The sequence below is a fragment of the Anaerobiospirillum succiniciproducens DSM 6400 genome (genome assembly GCF_000482845.1).
Lineage (GTDB): Bacteria > Pseudomonadota > Gammaproteobacteria > Enterobacterales > Succinivibrionaceae > Anaerobiospirillum > Anaerobiospirillum succiniciproducens.
The window spans coordinates 50,503-68,987 of record NZ_AXWV01000020.1 but is presented as its reverse complement, the minus strand read 5'-3'; the positions used below and the strand labels follow the sequence as shown (position 1 = coordinate 68,987).

Below are 18,485 nucleotides of genomic sequence, written 5' to 3'. Positions count from 1 at the left end.
TCTGATCTGCTTGCTCAAGTAGTCTTGCTCTAGATTTTCTTTCTTTCTTTACCACTCCTCTGTTTTTGTCTTTCAAATATGCGCGGACAGTAGGCTGAGATATTTGTAGAGTTTCAGCAATGTCCTTCACTGAATGTCCATCTGCATGGAGCTCTCTAAGCTTTAATTGTTGCTTTTCACTAATCATAAACTATTAATGGCAAATGTAATAAGGGCCAGTAAGATATAGAAAAAAAAGCTAAAACGAAAGAAAAATTTTTAAAATGCACTTAAAATCGTGATAGTGCTCACAAAAATAGCAGAAAATTCATACTGTCACTGTGCAGGAAAAAAACATTGCCCACAACAATTTGCTCATGGCCTTTTGGCAAAGGCGCTTTGTTTTCTGTACACCCTAATTTGATAATGGCCTTGTTTGCTCAGCGGCTTAATGTGTAATGGTCTGTTTGCTTGGTGTTCTTGTTTGCTAAGGGCCTGTTTGCTCGGCTGGCTTGTTTGCTATGAGCCTGTTTGCTCGGTGGTCTTGTTTGCAATGGGCCTTGATGGTGTGGCGGTAGATTGGACATATGCATACTGTAACTTACTGCATATGTTAGTGTGGAGTAAGGTATCTGTATCTGTGATGTTGCTTTTTATGATGAGTGCTGATGTTGTATCTAAATACGAGCAAGGCCATCTAATGATGGCCTTGTTTGTTGGTTTAGAGCAGTGAGTCCTTTCTAAGATGCGGCGCTCTTAGAGTGGGCGGCCGTTGATGGTCTTTGGCAGAGCAAGGGCTACAATGCCAAGGAGCGGCATTAAGGTGGTGTATTGGAAGACGGCCTCAATACCAATGTGATCGGCAATTACGCCTAAGACACCGGTGATGACACCACCAAGACCAAAGGCAAAGCCAAAGAACACACCTGAAACTAAGCCAGTACGACCAGGGGCTGCATGCAGCGCACTCACTAAGATAGCTGAGAAGGCGCTAGAAATAATGATAGCGGCGATGATAGTTAAGATGATCACGCCGGTAAAGTTCACATATGGCAAGGCTAAGGCAAATGGAGCAGCACCCACAATAGACAGGAAGATAATACGGCGGCGACCAAACTTGTCAGTTAATGGACCACCGAGCACTGTGCCTAAAGCAGCTGCAGCTAAGAATGCAAAGAGCACATACTGTGAGACAGATACGGATACTCCAAACTTCTCAATTACGTAGAAGGTAAGATAGCTGCTCAAAGATGAGGTGAAGACCATCTTTGAGAACATTAAAACAAAGAGCAGTAAGAAGAGCTTGCCAGTTGCGCCTCTAAAGATAGATGACAGTGGCGTGGTAGAGGCACTCTTTTCAGTTGGAGACTTTAAGCCAGCTGGTACCTTTAAGCTCATACGGCCAATGTAGAAGAGCAAGATCATGGCTACAGCTGCAAAAGCGGCAAACAGAGCAATGCCATCCTGACCATATTGAGTCAAGATCAAAGCTGCAGCTAAAGGACCAAAGGCTGCACCACCATTACCACCTACTTGGAACACAGCCTGAGCAAGACCTGGTCGACCATTAGCAAAACGCTGAGCACGACGTGCTGCCTCTGGGTGGAAAATAGCAGAGCCAGCACCGATAAAGGCAACTGAGATTAAGATCATCTCATAGCTATGCGCATTTGAAAGAGCAATCAAGCCTGTAAAGGTCACGCCCATGCCTACGGTAAGAGACTGATTAAATGAGCGGTGATCTGCTGCCCAACCTACCATTGGCTGCAGTAACGAAGCAGTAATCTGAACAACCATGGTAATCAAGCCGACCTCAGCAAAGGTCAGCATGTAGTTTTCTTTTAACAACGGCAAGGTAGCTGGGATAACCGCCTGAATTAAATCATTACAGCAATGGGCACAACACACTAATAAAAGCATCTGCATCGAAAAGCGTGCAGCATTACGGCGGATCTCATCATCCTCAACCAAAGTTGGGTTCTCACTTAGACTCATATTTAGCTCAAATAAATCCAAACATACTCACGCATGACACCACATCCCAATACAAATAGGTGTCACTACCTCATATACAAGTATATCAGCTCGATAAAAATGCTGATTTGCATCTGTTTGGCTATAGATAAAGATACGCATCTACCCTTAATTACAGGCTAACATGGTGCGCACAAGCAATTGCATGAGGCAGGCAAACGCACTTTCTTAGAGCAGATAGCATATGCCTAGCTGCGTAGCAAAAAGCAGATGGCGCTTAGCAGTTAACAGTTAGCAGTTAGCCTAAAGCAGCACGCTGCTCGCAGTTTGCAGTTCACAACAAACTACTAGCACCACGCCGTTTCGAGTTAGCAGCGAGAAGTTATGGATAGCGTTAGAGTTATGGCTAGAGTTAGTAGCTGTCAGCTTGGCCGCCCAATGCAACTAAAAGTGCTGCTGCGAAACTTAGCTCTTAAAGAGCTCAGTTTGAAATGGTCTAATTGCTTAAGTTGCTAAGTTGCAAAGACATGTGCAATTGGCAACACCAGCTTAAGGCCTACAAGATGTGAACATTTATGAGGATGGCGTGGCTATTATGGCAAGTTTATGGCTAGTTTGTGGCTGAAGATGGCTTGATGGATGCGGCAAAGATATTGGCGACGAGAGATTCAAATGCTGAACTTTGCTTGGTTGATGCGATGGTGCATCTCAAGTGGTATGGAGCAATTAAGAGTATTAGGCGGGGTAGCTGTCCTTAGACTGAAGCTAAGGACAGGAAAGATGTGAAAATTTTGCTTAGGAGCCAGTTGCAGTACGGATTTGGAAGCCTAAGTGATAAAGCTTACGTACCTGCTCTGGGCTTGCGCACTTAACGACTACCTTCTTAAGCTCATGACGCTCTTCATAGTGCTTACGCAGGAAGTCAAAAGTCTCGCCGTTATAGCACTGAGTTCTAAATAAGCTGTCGTCTCTGCGTACATCATAAACGCTGAATACTAAGCGACTTAACAGTGAGTTAGTAACAGGAGCGTTCTTGTTCAGCTCAATTGAGGCAATATCAGCAGGAGCACTTGGGATTTCAAAGTCAGTATGCAGTCCTAAACGCTCAATCATGGCCTGAGCAACCATCTCAGTACCACGATTCTTAGCCTCAAAAGCATAGCCTGCAATGTGTGCAGTACAGCCTTCTAACAAAGGAATCAGCTCTGGAACTAAGATATCAGGCTCGTTTTCAAACACGTCTAACCATGCGTGAATAAAGCCTGGCTTTTGAGATAAGAGATCGTATAAAGCCTTGTTATCAATAACACCACCGCGAGCAGTATTAATGAGGATTTGGCCCTCATGCAAGGTTGCAAGCTGCTCAGCACCAATCATATGGTGGGTTGGGAAAGGATTTTCGATGCTCTTGTGAGTTAATGGCACATGTAAGGTGACGATGTCACAAGCAAGTGCTTCTTCAAGTGGATGATCGTACAGCTCGGGATCAGCAAGGTCGATATCGCATAAAAAGTCATCGCCCTCAGAGAGAATGCGCAGTGAGGCAACTTTCTCATCGACACCACCGTAACGTGGATCGCCCTTGCCTTGCATAGACTCAAGAATAGATCTGAACTGACTAGCTCTAAGTGGATCAGAACAGACGATCTTCATGCCTAAAGCTTGAGCACGACGATATACGCGAGTACCGACGTGGCCAAGGCCCACAATGCCAAGTGACATTTTAGAGAAGTCTAAGTTGTATCTTTGGGCAAGTACCATCAATACTGACAGAATATAGTCAGCAACAGAGCGAGCATTACAGCCATGCGCTGCAGCAAATTCGATTTGACGGCTCTCTAAAGCCTTTCTATCGATATGGTCAATACCAGAGGTAGCAGTTCCAACAAACTTCAAAGAGTCTGCATGACGTAGCAGGTCATCATCTACTTTAGTTACGGAACGTACGATCAGTGCGTCAACTCCTTTAAGATCGTCAGCGACAATATCGCGACCGTATTTAAGAGTTACATCGCCAAAAGCAGAAAAGATCTGCTTTGCATTTGGAATTGCCTGATCAGCCAGTATTTTCAACATGACCACTTCCTCATTGCACCATTAAATAGCTATTCATAGCTATGCGTCCTATTTGGACATGGTGGCCGTATTCAAGTTGCTAAGTTTTGTACAAAGATGAACTAAAGCTTCCGTCCTTGGATTAGACCTAGCTCTGCTCGTTCAGAAATAGGCCTATTAGTATAAGCCTAATCTTAAGTTTGCACTGCCTCAAGTTTAGAGCAACTTATACCCTCAACCCCTTAGCTTGTTTGATTGTTTTTTATATAAATAGCTCTTCAGTTGCATCCGATGGTTACAACATTAAGAACTGACTCTTTTTTAAGAGCCCAAATTGTGTTGTTTGATTGGTTAAAGCATGCATTATAAACAAAGCATTAAAAATGCCTTGTTTTAACAGCGAGCTGAAGCGTTCGTCCTCTTGGCCGCTGCTTAATCTAATTCGTATAGGGTTTTAAACCCCTACCTTTATTTGATCCAAAGGGTGCGCCTTTGGCAACTTATCATAATGGCCTCATTGTCACACTTATTGTGTCTAGATGACAAGTATGTAAGGTCAATTGCGCGAGCTAACTCATGAAATAAGTCTAGATAAACTAAAAATTGCTGCCCTAGCTCACTAAATTTCAAGACAAAATGTGAACAAGGCGGCATATCTATATCTTGCTTATGAAACAAGTAAGCACAGCTAACTAACGCAAGAAAAACTAAGCTTCATCATTAAGCCTGGTCAAACTAATGCTATAGCACTAAGGAGCTCAGCAATTGAATTGCTTTGTAAGGCTAAATTTGGCAAAAGATAATATCTTAAGCTTACGCATAGCCTACGTCTGCCATTAGCTCGTGCTAGATCATATCTTAAGGATGATCATAGGCTACGCTTGCTTGTAGCTGAAGCTAGCCTTTTAGCAAGCTTAAGCAAGCTCAATGGCCATGGTTTTTAAGTGCTGTCATTGGCCCAATTTGGGTGCCAAAACATATTATGCATGGCTAAAGTGGCGGTTTTTCACACACGCAAGAATTGATTTTACTCCAAAAGCACGCCATTAAACGGCCACGCACCGTGACGGGCCACAGACTATCAGTACAAAAAGCAATCATGCCTTACCACTTGTCCTGTAGCTGATGACTGTAGATGCCCAAACTATCTACTTTCGTGAAACTTAGTGAGCTGAAAAAATAGCTTGGCACTTCTTATCGACAAAAATGAGCGACTATTCTAAGAGCGCATTTAAATCGGTGCTGTATAATACACACACTCAATTTTCACACATCTTTAGTGACATCATTGAGTCAACAAGCAAGCAAAGAAGTTAAGACTTGTTGCCTTCATAGCTTGCACTTATCCCAAATTACCCATCGGTTCCAATCCAAGGATAGAGTAATGTCTTTTAAGCTTGATACAGCCACCCAACATTCCACCACCGCCATGTTATTAGGTTCTGGCGAGCTCGGTAAAGAAGTTGCGATTGAGTTGATGCGCCTCGGCGTTCATGTTGTGGCTTGTGACCGCTACGACAACGCCCCTGCCATGCAGGTTGCTCATGAAAAGATCGTGCTGAACATGAAAGACCCACAGGCTCTGCGTGAGGCCATTGAGCGTGTTAAGCCTGACTACGTTATCCCTGAGATTGAGGCTATTGCCACTGAGCTTCTCATGGAGATGGAGCAAAACGAAGGCTTGCACGTAGTTCCTAGCGCTAAGGCTGCTTTCACCACCATGAACCGCAAGCAGATCCGTGCTTTAGCCGCTGAGAAGTTAAACTTACCTACCTCTCCATACTTCTTTGCTAAGTCCTTAGATGAAGTTAAGCGCAACATCAACCGTGTTGGCTACCCTTGCATCATCAAGCCAGTAATGTCCTCCTCTGGTAAGGGTCAGAGCACCATTAAGTGCGAAGCTGACATCGAGCCATGCTGGAACAAGGCCTGCACCGAAGGTCGTGGTGGCGAGGCTGAGGTTATCGTTGAGGGCTTCGTTAAGTTTGAAAAGGAAATTACCTTACTTACCGTTAGCGCTATCGATGGTGTCCACTTCTGCAAGCCAATTTTCCACCACCAGGTAAATGGTGACTACCACGAGTCTTGGCAGGGTGATTCTCTTCCTGAGGACATCCAGCTCGAGGCTGAGCGTATTGCTCGCAGCGTAGTTCACGCTTTAGGCGGTCACGGTATCTTCGGCGTTGAGCTCTTTATCTGCCCAGGTGCTGTTCACCCAGTATTATTCTCTGAGCTCTCTCCTCGTCCACACGATACTGGCATGGTTACCATGGTATCTCAGGATCAAAGCGAGTTTGCTCTGCACGTACGTGCTTTACTCGGTCTGCCAGTTGGCGAGATCACCTTCCTCGCTCCATCAGCATCTGCAGCTGTATTAGCTGAAGGCGAAGGCACTGCTATTCACTATGAAGGCCTTGAGGATGCCTTACGTGCAGGTGGCGCTCATGCTGCTGCTCGTATCTTCGGCAAGCCAGAGGTTAAGGGTGAGCGTCGTCTTGGCGTTATGTTAGCTCGTTCTACCGATACACAAGATGCTCTTGCCAAGGTTAAGGCAATGCGTGATCAAATCAAGATCACCATCTCCAAGGAATAATCTAATTCCAAGCTACAAGCCTGGCAAAATATGCTAGGCAAAGATAAATAAGCCCAAAGACCTGCAGTGCCATCCACTTAAAGTCTTTGGGCTTTTTCATTGCCCTTTTTGCCGATCCCTTTCATGGCGGTAGACATCAACCGCTCAATCTAAGCAACTGTTACACGATTGCCCTTTGCATAACAACCACCTGCCTCCAACAGCACATCAAGCTTAAGCACCGCACCATTAACACCACAATACGAGACACAAGAAATCAGAGCAGCTTTCATAGCCATAAAGGATAATTGGCTGTTAGAAGTTTATCTTCATAAGACGTCTAACCGCATGATCACTACTCTTATTGCGCTGCTAATTAAGCTACCTCATTTATCTCGCCGCAAACGAAACATAGCGCTTTGTTAGTTAATAAATAGCAAGGAATACAAAGTTAAAAGTGCTATTTGCATGTCTCTCATACGGTTATGTTTTACAATTTTATATGCTTTGCTTGCACCAAAATGGTCTTTCGATACAAGTAGGCACAATGCCCAGTTCTCATGCTAAAAACGCATATGTATCGCAAAGGCTGGAGTTATGTCTAAAATTTTGCGGTATCTATACATGGATATAGAGTATATAAATTATAGTTTTGGCAAGTAATATCAAGTTCAACTTCATAATTTGGAATTTTGACTTTCTTTTTCTGAATATGCCTATGGTAGAGTTATAGCTACAAACATAGGAGCGCTTTGACCTTCGATAGATCACGGCACTTCCTTTATTACTTAGGTTGACGTTGAGCTAAGACTTATCTTGAGCCTCAACTTACGTCAGTGTACTTGCATTTAATTACTCATTTTGAGTTTGGGCCGCTTCTAATCATGAATTTACGCCCAATGATGTTTGTATTCTTACGACCAAGCCTCTCGTATTGCAAATAGGTAAGTGTCATCGCACCTGATGATTGCTTGTAGCATTATGCGTATAACGAGATGCTTCATTTGACAGTGCGAAATTCTTATGAAGATCAGTAATTTTTTCACAAGCAAAGGATTGCGTATTAAGAACTCTTTTATCGCTCTTATGCTCGCATCAACTGCTCTGTTTGCATCCTCTTCAGCTCAAGCTGCAGGTGAGTTATCTAACGAAACTCTTACTGCAGTAATCTATCCAATTGGCTCACCTCAGGCTTTCTTGAAAGATAGCATGACCCATCCATATGGCATCGACGTGGACGTAATCTATGAGTTACAAAAGCGTCTGGGCTTTAAGCTCAAAGAAGATCGTATCTTCGCTTTAGAGCGTATCGATGGCTTTAGACGTGTCAAAGCTGGCCGTATTGATATCTTTGCTGGCGGTATTTCAAAGACTGCAGAACGTCAAAAGATCTTTGACTTTTCCCCTGCTTACTATGCATCCTGCTTAGGTCTTTTATACAACCCAAAGCGTCATCCAGACGTTAAAGACGTTGGCGATATGAAGGGCATGAAGATTGGTGTCTCCGAAGGCTCAACCTCCGCTGCATATGTACAAAGAATGGGCGGCACTCCTGTGCCTTTTTCTAACCCAATTATGGCCTACTTCCAAGTCTACACTGGCGATCTTGATGGAGTGTTCTTTGACCGTCCACCACTTGCTGGTTTTGCTAACGACATGCATTTTGCTGAATATGCTGTCACTCCAGAAGGTCGTATTGGTCGTGCTGACTCTCAGTACGCCATCATGCTGCCAAAGGACTCTAAATATACTGAGATCATCAGCAAGACCATTTCTGAGATGATCTATGATGGCACTATGGACAAGATCCTCTTAAAGTGGGAAACACCTGAGATGTCCATCTTAAACTCAGAAAACTACTAAGCCACAACACAAGCTTACGTTTTTATCACATATGTGCGCACATCTACTGCGCCAACTAACAGCCTGTATTGTATTGATTAATCTCAATACATACAGGCTGTTTTGTTTTTCTCTTGCTAAACGCACCTTAACTAAGCCCACAAGCGCTACCGCGTCAAATAGATCCCGCAAGCAGTACTGCGTCAAATAGTCCCTGCAAGCACCATTGCACTCAATACTCCTGCAAGCACCACTGCACTCAATACTCCCGCAAGCACTACTGCTTTTGAATAATTGCCTATAACTTAAAGGCTTAGACCAGATATTTATCAAATTTACGACTGCAATCAGATGGCTTTGCAAAAGACGTTTCTTGCTTAAATTGCTCTGATCCTGTTCTATTGTCTCAAATGCACCAAACAAGTGAAAAACTGTAAAGTTCAGTATCTAGATTAAACCCCAGCTAAGACAATTTGAGTTACAATCATTACAGCATAAAAGCTCATATTTATACCACTCTTCAGTCAATCAACAAATTTACGCAAGTCTTGCGCAGCAACTTTTGCAAAGCTAGATATGTATCGCATTTAAAATGATGGTAATTATCAAATGCTATTGTGATAGATTAAGCTGACAAACATAGGAGTCGGCTGAGCGCAACATAGTCTTAGTACATTCTTCTAAGAAAGGAGTGAGCTGGGCACAACATAGTCTTAGTACATTCTTCTAAGATGGGAGTGAGCTGAGCACAACATAGTCTTAGTACATTCTTCTAAGATGGGAATGAGCTGAGTGCAACATAGTCTTAGTACTTCGTCTAAGTTGACGATAGAAGCCAGCAAACGCATTATCGTTGCTGATCTAACTTTAGTAGGCACAGCTTTGCACTTGTTGATTTGAGGGGCAACTTATTGTGATTAGTTGCGATCTTCAAGCCACAAAACTCGTGCAAATAAGTCTCTCGTTACGCAAGGCTAGTCATTTAAGTATATCCCCCGCCTCTTGATGCTTATGACGGGCGATAAATTGGGCATTTACCATGAAGATTGGACACTTTTTCAAATCCCAAAGTATGCACCTTAAGCACGGCTTGATTGCTCTTGTAATGGCATCAAGCGCCATTTTTGCCTCAGCACCAGCACAAGCTGCTGGCGAACTTGAGAACGTAACCCTTACTGTTTTAGTTAGCCCGCTTGGTGCTCCTCAAGCTTTTTTGAAAGACAGCATTACCCATCCGCAAGGCATTGATATTGACGTCATTTATGAAATGCAAAGACGCTTAGGCTTTAAGCTCAAAGAGGATCGTATTTACGCTCAAGAGCGTGAAGATGCATTCAGACGTATTCGCGCTGGAAAAGCTGACATTTTCATCGGTGGTATTTCTAAGACTGCTGAGCGCCAAAAGATCTATGACTTTACCCCTGTCTACTATGCCTCATGCTTAGGCCTACTCTACAACCCAAAGCGTCATCCAAATGTTAAGGACGTCGGAGACATGAAGGGTATGCGTATTGGTATTTCTGAGGGCTCTACTTCTGCAAGCTATGTACAAAGAATGGGCGGAACTCCAGTTGGCTATAGAAACACTATCATGGCTTACTTCCAGGTCTACTCTGGTGATCTTGACGGCATCTTCTTTGACCGTCCACCACTTGCCGGCTTTGTTAATGACATGAAGTTTGAAGAATTTGCTGTAACTCCAGAAGGCCCTGTTGGTCGTGAAGATTCACAGTATGCCATGGTGTTAACCAAGGACTCACCTTATACTGACATTATTAGCAAGACTCTCACTGATATTATTCATGATGGTACCATGCAGCGCATCTTAGAGAAGTGGAATGCAGGTGATATGTCCATATTCAACCCACACAATGACTCAGTAGATATCGAATAATACTCGTCTTGAAGATACAGCCTAAAAACTTACCTTAGGCCCCTAGCTCATCTTAGCTAGAGTAATCAAAAGATCATTGCAGCCCGAATGTTCTAGTAGCTTTGCTGTTAGTCTTCGGGCTGTTTTGTTTTTGCCTAAACAAGCTGCGCCATGCTGATTCTTAATGTTCATGCCATGTGTAATTGTTTTGGTGCGTAGCTATCTCGTAGATGGCAGCTACCTAAAAGAAAAATGCATCACTTAAGCCGTTGGTGATGCTTTGTGCCATAATTGACACAGCGCTATGAGCTATTACTCTTTCTTATCTAGCCATGAGTAGACATTACTTAGCCCTGTTTTACTCGTCGCCTTCCTTGACTTGTTAGCGCCTTTAGCCCACTTCATCCATACGTATTGCTAGCTCCTTTAATCGCAGTTGGCATGCATCTGTAGTGTTATTGACCTTAGCAAATTTTTGCATGCAATATTTGCAATCACGGTATACATGAGTTTTTTAACAGCCACGTCCCTGAGTTTTAGTCTGTTTTTACTAATCTAAATTTGAGAGGAATTGTTGCTATTTGCAAATTTATGCAAAATTTGCATTAAATCCGATATCAACCAGTTGGCAATATTTTTAACTTAAACTTAGCGTTACCTACCTGCTAAAAATGAGGCTATATAAGGGTTTTATGTACCAAATTCACCTTATATAGCTAGCCATTTTGGTTTTTAACAGTTGGAATAATGTTTTGTAAAAGTGTGATGTAGAGTTAGCTTTTATGAAATACTTTTGCAAGCATTGAAAAGTTTTTGCATTATATTCATATATTGCAGCACTTTGCAAAATATGCAAAACTTACAAGTGCTGATATTAGTTTGTGTATTGTGCAGTGTGCTCTAAAAGTAGCATACATGTGAAATAAGTAAGGCAACTCAATTAGAGCTTGCTCTTAGCAACACACTAACAACATGGCAAAGCCTGCATTCACTTACACCCTACTCATCTTAATGAGTTTAAAGGGAATACAAAATCTTAACTTAGTGTTTGTCAGAGCAAAATGCTTTATTGCAAAGCTTTTAATGCCATGATCTTGTAGCTGGTTTATGGGGACTTTTCAGATGGCTGATAAGCGTTCATTCTTAGCACTTATGCGCTCTATGGGAAAAGAGTACTACATCTTATCCCTAATGATGTATTTCTTCTTTATCTCATGGGCAGGCTGTTACTCATTACTTGCTGTATGGCTTAAGGAGTTTTTCAAGCTCTCTGGTTCTGAAATCGGCTTTGCTTATGCTGTATTCTCTGTAACTGCTTTATGCCTATCACCTGTCTATGGCATGTTACAGGACAAGCTCATCTTACGCCGCCATCTACTTGCCTTTGTAGGTGTTTTACTTTGCTTAGCTGGACCTTACTACATCTTTATTGTTGAGCCGCTTTTAACCATTAATGTAATTTTCGGCGGTATTGCAATTGGTCTGTACATGGGTTTTGCTTTTAACGCTGGCATTGGCGCTTTAGAGACCTATACTGAGCGTTTTGGTCGTGTTGCAGGCTTTGAATTTGGTCACGTTAAGACTTTTGGTGCCTTAGGATGGGCCACAGCTGTTGCCATCACAGGCATCTTAATTAACATCGACCCACACTATAACTTCATTATTTCTTCAATAGCTGGTGTCATCTTCTTGGCTTTACTGGTGTTCTTAAACACCGCAAACTCCTACTCCAAGAATATGCTTGAAAACTATGAGACCAATGATCAGCAAAAGGCTTCATTTAAAGAGTTAGGCCGTATTGCTAAGCATGGTAGTTTTTGGGCTTTGATCATCTACATGATCGGCGCATCTATCTATGGCGTTTACGATCAGCAGTTCCAAGTATTCTTCGTATCAAAATTTGAAGATGCTGCTGAAGGCGCTCGTATGTACGGCTTCTTAAACTCCACTCAGGTTTTCTTAGAGGCAGCTTTCACTTTTGCAGCTCCATTCATCGTTAACAAGATTGGCGCTAAAAACGGCTTACTCTTAGCTGGTGCCATTATGTTCGTACGTATTGGTGCTTCAGGTCTAGTTGACACTCCACTAGCAATCTCAGCAGTTAAGCTTCTGCACGCACCTGAAGTTCCTTTATTAATTGTTTCTTTATTTAAGTACATCACTACTCGCTTTAACCCAGCTATGTCAGCAACAGTATACCTAGTTGCAAACGTTATGGTCTGCCAGATCATTTCAGCTGCCCTAGCTCCAGTATGTGGTTATTTCTACGATACTATTGGTTTTGGAGACACCTACTTACTTATGTCAGCTTTAGTACTTGTATGCACAGTGCTGTCAGTCTTCTTGCTGTCCAATAAGACTCTTGAGGGCACCTCAGAGAGCAATATCTAAGAAGTAGCTATACAGGACTCGTTGCCTTGTTGCTGCCAAGCAAAACAATTACAGTCTCATCAAATAAGCATATACGAGTCCTTGCTAAAAAGTTCTGCACGGCTAAGACCTTGACGCAGCTAACTTAAAGAATAGTAACAATCAAACAAACTATTTAAAACTACTACGTCATAGCTACCCAAATACACAATATCTCGGGTAGCATCCTAAATTGCAAAACCATCTTGCGGAATTTAAGCGGTCTTAAAGCTGTATGTAGTTAAGTTTACTTAGCTAAAAAGTTTTACTTATTGCGCTACGACTGTAGCTAAAACTTATCCAAAATGCTCAAAGTCATACTTGCTCAAGCAGGTTAAAACTACTCTCAGCACTCGTTCATTGAGCTTTAACTATAAGTAGTATCTGCGCACTCAAAGACAGATAAGGAATCGTCATGTTAGATCAAACCAAACATCAAGAGGCACTTGCCAAGGCTAACCAATTTATCCTTGAACATGCACATGAAGTAAATAAGCGTTCCTACCCTCACTTCCATTTAGCTGCTCCTTATGGATGGATCAACGACCCAAATGGCTTTTGCTATGCTTTAGGCAAGTATCACATCTTCTATCAATTCTACCCTTACGATGCTAAGTGGGGCCCAATGCATTGGGGTCACGCAACCTCAACTGATTTAATTCACTGGGAGCACCAAGAGGTCGCCCTTGCTCCATCAGAAGATTACGACAAGGACGGCTGCTTCTCAGGATCTGCAATTGAGCACGACGGCAAGCTCTACCTTATGTACACTGGTCATCACGTTTTTGATCCAAACAACGACCAAGTTTTCCGTGAGGTTCAGGCCATTGCAGTCAGTGAGGACGGTATTCACTTCAAGAAGCTCGGTGCAGTAATTGAGCCTGAAGAGGGCATCATTCACTTTAGAGATCCAAAGGTTTGGAAGGATGAAGATGGTCTCTTCCATGTTGTGTTTGGTAAGAGCAACAAGAATGATGAGGGCGAAATCCTTCACTACACTTCAAAGGACTTAATGAAGTGGGACTTTGTCTCCATCATCAAGACCATCGAAGACAATGCATTCATGTATGAGTGCCCTGACTTCTTCAAGTTATCTGAAGACAAGTGGGTTTTAGCCACCTCCCCTATGGGTCAGTCACCAGATGGCTACGACCGTCAAAACCCTGCTGTTAACTCATGGCAGTCTGGTACCTTTGACGGTAAAAACTTCACTCCAGATACCAAATTATATGAGGTAGACCGTGGCAACGACTTCTATGCCACTCAGTCAACCGCCACTCCAGATGGTCGTCGCATCCTCATTGCATGGCTCAACATGTGGAAACTCCCATTCTTAAACTACCAAGATCACTGGGTAGGTGCTTTAACCTTACCTCGAGAGTTATCCATTAAGGATGGTCATATCTACCAAAAGCCTATTCGTGAGGCTGCTAGCTTACGTTTAGCTAAGTACGAGTTCTCTAAACAAGAGTGCACATTAAACTCTTCTGTAAGAGCCTTAAGCACCAATAGCGCTACCGAGATTACCTTTAGCTTCAACCCATCTGAGAATAACGCAGAGCAGTATGGCATCGCTATTGGCCACTCAATTCGCTTATTTGTAGATCGTCAGACTAAGAATTTAACCCTATTCCGTACTGACTTAAATGCAACCTCTTACCGCTCTATTCCTATCAGTTTTGATAAGGAGCACAAGCTGCAGATCTTCATCGATAACTCCTCTATCGAGGTCTTTATCGATGACGGTCACGATGCAATGACCACTAACTTCTTTGGTCAAGATCACTCCATCTTTGCTTATGCAACTAATGGTGCAGCAACTTTCAAAGACCTTACCGTCTATGATTTAGAGCGCCCTATGTTCAATGCACCACTTTTCAAGAAAGCGTAACGCATTGAAACTCAAGTAAGAAACTTGAGTCAATAGACAAAATACCATCCAACCATTTAGCTACATGCCCTGAGAGATGCCCACCACTTAAGTGGCATAGCTCGGGGCATTTTAGTATCTGCTATCACTCCCTAGCCTATGGTACTTATACACCAGCTAGATATCGATGCAGTTACTTGCCCTTGCTTTTCTGACTTACGCACCGTTAAGAGATCTTTGCAATTACTTGCCCTTGCTTTTCTGACTTATGCACCAGCTAGATATCGATGCAGTTGCAGCATTACTAAAAGAATAACGCATTTGATGCGCTCAATAGGATGCTTTGTGCCATAATTGACACAGCGCTATGAGCCATTGCTCATGGCACGATAGCTTTCAGATGAAGGAGTTTTACTATGGCAAATATCCTCGAGCGCTTCGAGACAATGGATCCTTATATTCTGCTTTCAGCAGTGAACTTAAAGCTGCGTAACGACTGCTCTTCACTTGACGATCTGTGCAAGACTCACGAGATCAGTGAAGAAAAGCTTTGCGCACGCCTTGCATCTGTTGGCTACAAGTACAACGCCGACCAAAACCAATTTGTAGGCTAATTGCCTGTTGCTGATAGCCCTGCCCATGTCAAAGCATTGCATTTGCCTTTGCATGAGCTTTGGCTTTGATTGAGCTTTAGCTTTGCATGCGCTTTTCTTTTGCATGCGCTCTGCTTTTGCCTTAGCGCACAGTAGCACAGCAGATAGCACCTCTAGCTAAGCCTTGCGTAGCACACGAGAGTGCCTTATGTTGGCATTAGCTATCAGATAGCGCATTAGCAACTTACAAGCCCTGTGCCTTAGTGGTACGGGGTTTTTTGTTACTTTTTTTGAGACCTAGCCTAATGCCATGCGGCTTTGATTATGTGTTAGGATTCTAAGATAAGCTTTTCTTTGTTCAAGGAACATTCATGGCCAATACCTACGATCTACCCAAAAACTATATCAAGATAGTTGAAGAAGCTAAGTTGCTACCAGGCAAACCTTTCCTGAGATATGTGCAAGAAGGGCAAAAGTATTTAATCGAAAAACAATCATTAGACAAGTACAGCAACCAAGCGATAATTAGACACACACTGACCATACCAACTATGTTTAGAACATCCTTGATGTCCGACATGGTTGTCTTTTTATTCATGGATTTGTTTGGTCTGTTCGGTTTTTACAAAGACAAGCATCAATTTGAAATCTATGGCCCTGCTCTTAGAGCCAACGCTGCAGCATACGCATTTGACTTCTTCTGTGAGGATTCATCAGCACACAAAAGCGAATATACAAGTGCTTGTCGCGAGCTTCTGCTAGAAAGATTGCATGAAGCTTACCCAATTCACTGCAAAGAGGCCAAAGTACCAGTAAATCCAGCTGTGCTCAATGCTAAAAGTGTTAGCGCTTTCTTACGCGAAGCTCCTGAATATAAGAAAGATGCTAACGCGTTTTTGAAAATCAACACTGATGCCACAATGCTTGATTGGCTGAAAGCTATCCGCCTTAACACCCTGTTAATTGCTCCAAATAAGAAAGAAATTAAGGAAATGATGCGCACCGCTGACAAGCTCAATCTTCCAATTGCTCCTTGTGACCGCATTATTGAGACCATGCCTACGGTTAAGCAAGCCCCACAGCTTTATCAAAACAACACCAAAGCACAGCTTATGCAAACGCTTAGACGTCAACTTCCGTCATATATTCCATTAGCAGATGAACATGGCAAACTGATTCATCCACAAAAGCCACCTCACAATCTACCTGAATATTTGATTCGCTAACAAGAGCTTCTACGATAAAGACCTTGGTAAAGTATTCTTGCGCCTCAAGGATGAACTTTATTTATCCTTGCGGCCATAATGAAAATGCCGCAGCATGACACCAAAATTTCGTCATGCTGCGGCATTTTTGTTTCCATTCACTCAAAATAGCCATTGATTAGCAACGGCCACTTAATATTATTTTGGTTTAGCAATGCCCTTGGCATTGATGTCAGGGTGTTGATACTCAATAGCATAAGTGCCGTCACGGTTAATCCTAGAGACAGCTGCAACTTGCTTAAGAGCATTGCTAATGACTATGCAATAGCGATGCGGATCGGAGTTAAGCAAGCTAAAGCCATACTTGCGATCGACCATTTGCTTAGAGCCCTCATTAAGCTTCTTGATGATATTCTCGCGACAGCGTGCTAGTTTAAACTCAATTACCACGTCAGGCACCATTGGACCATTTTCTTGCTTATAAATCACAAAATCTGCATAGCCAAATAGGGATGCGGCTTCACGCTGTGCATAAAATCCTGAGCACATCATTGAAAAGCCTATGATCGAGGAAAGAACTTCCTCGTAATTAGGTTCTTTGAAGATCTTTTGATCAAAACAATTGAAGATGTTGCTAAATAGATCAGCAATACCCTTAGCGCCTTGATGCAGGCGTTCAAATACTTCTTTCTTATTACTAAGCAAGCTAAAGAGCTTATGGTTTACACCAGGCATTCCTTCTGGGTTGTTTTTGAGTTCGTTAATTAAAAGAGTTGCTAAAGAGTTAGCTACCTCATGATTGGCTAAACCCAAGTATGCAACGTTGTCTATAACCTCCTTAATGCTTAAGTAGCCAGATTGGAACAAGATGGCTATAGCATTATCTAAGGTGATGGCCTTAATATCGTCATGTTTGACAATTAGGCTGTCTACATCAATAGATAGAAGTTGTTTGTTAGCTTGATTTGTTTCCGAATTATTTATTGCCAAGCTAAATACTGGGAAAAGGCCCTCGATTACATCAGCCATTGATGCATCTATCTCTGCCTTTTTATCTATTGCGTTTTGATAGATGCTGTTAAGAAGCTGGTTAACAATGGCATGATTACATTGCTGTAACAGCTTGAGTATAAATGATGATCGAGCTCCTGTGTTAGACCAGTAGTTCTTGAAGCCATTGTGTGGAGATCTAAGAAATAACGAGACACTAACAGGGCTAAATACACGCTCCTGTTCAGATGGATTTTCTGAAAAGCTATAACCATCGTAGAAATAGCTCATAGCCTTTAGAAGCTCATCGTGGCTTAAGCTAGTAACCTCTTGAGCTCTCTTTAGCTCAGGAGCAAAGTAGTGCTCAATTTCTTCGCGTGTATAGCCACAGCAGGTTGCATAATCACTCTCAAGACTGATATTTATGAACTGATTTGCTCCAGAGAATATTGATGTTTGAGAGTACGAGCTTACGCCTGTAATAAAGACCATACGAAGGCAACGTAGACTTTTTATAGTAGCGAAGATTTCTGAGTAGATTGGCAGCAGCTGTTCAAACAGCTCTGGATTATCTAAATTTCTTGATAGAGGTGCGTCATACTCATCAATAAGTAACACAATTCTATCACTACGAAATGGTCGATCGCCTTCTTTTAATTCAGGATGCGCAGCTAAAAACGCCTCATCTTTAAGCTTAGTCAAGCATGATTTAATCAAACATTCAAAGCGATATGCTACAGACTCTTTTTGAGGAATAGTAATACCAAAGTATGATGCGTACTCGTTGAGATACAATCCAACTTTGTGTTCAAACTGCTCTACAGAAGATGGTACACATTTGCTCCAGTCAAAGTGAAAGACGAAATAGCGATTAGGATCAGGCCAATGATCATGGCAGTAGAGACCTTCTGTGCCTACAGTGCCTTTTGAGAACAGATACTCAAGTGTATCTACTAACGTGCTTTTGCCCATACGACGTGGTCTAGTGAGCAGATATTGTGCGTATGTAGAGGCCATCTCACATATAGGCCTAGTTTTATCAACATAGACCATGGTTTTATTAATCAGTTGAGCAAAAGACAAGCTTTCGCCTGTGGTTATAATACGCATTGTCATAGAATCC

The 18,485-nt window shown here is 42.5% G+C and carries 11 protein-coding genes; 7 read left to right on the top strand and 4 right to left on the bottom strand.

Translation table 11 applies throughout. The features are described from left to right. The 3 genes from H524_RS17260 to H524_RS0103300 form a co-directional block, all read right to left on the bottom strand. The coding region (locus H524_RS17260) for a helix-turn-helix domain-containing protein (RefSeq protein ID WP_027939198.1) at positions 1–187 on the bottom strand (187 nt) is incomplete at its 3' end. 548 nt (positions 188–735) lie between these two features. After that, positions 736–1,974, bottom strand: a complete 1,239-nt coding sequence (locus H524_RS0103305; RefSeq protein WP_027939196.1) for an MFS transporter — start codon at positions 1,972–1,974, stop codon at positions 736–738. A 774-nt stretch (positions 1,975–2,748) separates the two neighbouring features. After that, complete coding sequence (locus tag H524_RS0103300; RefSeq protein ID WP_027939195.1) at positions 2,749–4,029, bottom strand: 4-phosphoerythronate dehydrogenase; 1,281 nt, start codon at positions 4,027–4,029, stop codon at positions 2,749–2,751. Positions 4,030–5,392: 1,363 nt separating this feature from the next. Between H524_RS0103300 and purT the strand changes: the two genes are divergently transcribed. The 7 genes from purT to H524_RS14050 all read left to right on the top strand — a co-directional run bounded on the left by purT (position 5,393) and on the right by H524_RS14050 (position 16,393). Further along, the gene (purT, locus tag H524_RS0103295) at positions 5,393–6,601 is read left to right on the top strand and encodes a formate-dependent phosphoribosylglycinamide formyltransferase (RefSeq protein WP_027939194.1); all 1,209 of its coding nucleotides are present in this window, start codon (positions 5,393–5,395) and stop codon (positions 6,599–6,601) included. Between the two features lie 1,002 nt (positions 6,602–7,603). Beyond that, positions 7,604–8,443, top strand: coding sequence for a substrate-binding periplasmic protein (locus H524_RS0103285; protein WP_084281633.1), 840 nt, complete (start codon positions 7,604–7,606; stop codon positions 8,441–8,443). A 1,018-nt stretch (positions 8,444–9,461) separates the two neighbouring features. Further along, on the top strand, positions 9,462–10,316 hold the full coding sequence (locus H524_RS0103280) for a substrate-binding periplasmic protein (protein WP_044121373.1): 855 nt from the start codon (positions 9,462–9,464) through the stop codon (positions 10,314–10,316). Positions 10,317–11,417: 1,101 nt separating this feature from the next. Further along, the gene (locus H524_RS0103275) at positions 11,418–12,686 is read left to right on the top strand and encodes an oligosaccharide MFS transporter (protein ID WP_052338883.1); all 1,269 of its coding nucleotides are present in this window, start codon (positions 11,418–11,420) and stop codon (positions 12,684–12,686) included. Between the two features lie 433 nt (positions 12,687–13,119). Then, positions 13,120–14,595, top strand: coding sequence for a glycoside hydrolase family 32 protein (locus H524_RS14055; RefSeq protein WP_044121372.1), 1,476 nt, complete (start codon positions 13,120–13,122; stop codon positions 14,593–14,595). A 395-nt stretch (positions 14,596–14,990) separates the two neighbouring features. Continuing rightward, positions 14,991–15,188 (top strand): DUF4250 domain-containing protein, encoded by a 198-nt coding sequence (locus H524_RS0103265; RefSeq protein ID WP_027939190.1) that lies wholly within the window; start codon positions 14,991–14,993, stop codon positions 15,186–15,188. Between the two features lie 350 nt (positions 15,189–15,538). Further along, the gene (locus H524_RS14050) at positions 15,539–16,393 is read left to right on the top strand and encodes a hypothetical protein (protein WP_044121370.1); all 855 of its coding nucleotides are present in this window, start codon (positions 15,539–15,541) and stop codon (positions 16,391–16,393) included. 177 nt (positions 16,394–16,570) lie between these two features. Here the strand turns inward: H524_RS14050 and H524_RS0103255 are convergent, their stop codons facing one another. Beyond that, the gene (locus tag H524_RS0103255; protein WP_027939188.1) at positions 16,571–18,478 is read right to left on the bottom strand and encodes an AAA family ATPase; all 1,908 of its coding nucleotides are present in this window, start codon (positions 18,476–18,478) and stop codon (positions 16,571–16,573) included. Between the last annotated feature and the right edge of the window lie 7 nt (positions 18,479–18,485).

Coding starts and splice junctions, on each gene's coding strand:
- H524_RS0103305 (WP_027939196.1), bottom strand. CDS start 1,974: ATGAGTCTAAGTGAGAACCCAACTTTGGTTGAGGATGATGAGATCCGC.
- H524_RS0103300 (WP_027939195.1), bottom strand. CDS start 4,029: ATGTTGAAAATACTGGCTGATCAGGCAATTCCAAATGCAAAGCAGATC.
- purT (WP_027939194.1), top strand. CDS start 5,393: ATGTCTTTTAAGCTTGATACAGCCACCCAACATTCCACCACCGCCATG.
- H524_RS0103285 (WP_084281633.1), top strand. CDS start 7,604: ATGAAGATCAGTAATTTTTTCACAAGCAAAGGATTGCGTATTAAGAAC.
- H524_RS0103280 (WP_044121373.1), top strand. CDS start 9,462: ATGAAGATTGGACACTTTTTCAAATCCCAAAGTATGCACCTTAAGCAC.
- H524_RS0103275 (WP_052338883.1), top strand. CDS start 11,418: ATGGCTGATAAGCGTTCATTCTTAGCACTTATGCGCTCTATGGGAAAA.
- H524_RS14055 (WP_044121372.1), top strand. CDS start 13,120: ATGTTAGATCAAACCAAACATCAAGAGGCACTTGCCAAGGCTAACCAA.
- H524_RS0103265 (WP_027939190.1), top strand. CDS start 14,991: ATGGCAAATATCCTCGAGCGCTTCGAGACAATGGATCCTTATATTCTG.
- H524_RS14050 (WP_044121370.1), top strand. CDS start 15,539: ATGGCCAATACCTACGATCTACCCAAAAACTATATCAAGATAGTTGAA.
- H524_RS0103255 (WP_027939188.1), bottom strand. CDS start 18,478: ATGACAATGCGTATTATAACCACAGGCGAAAGCTTGTCTTTTGCTCAA.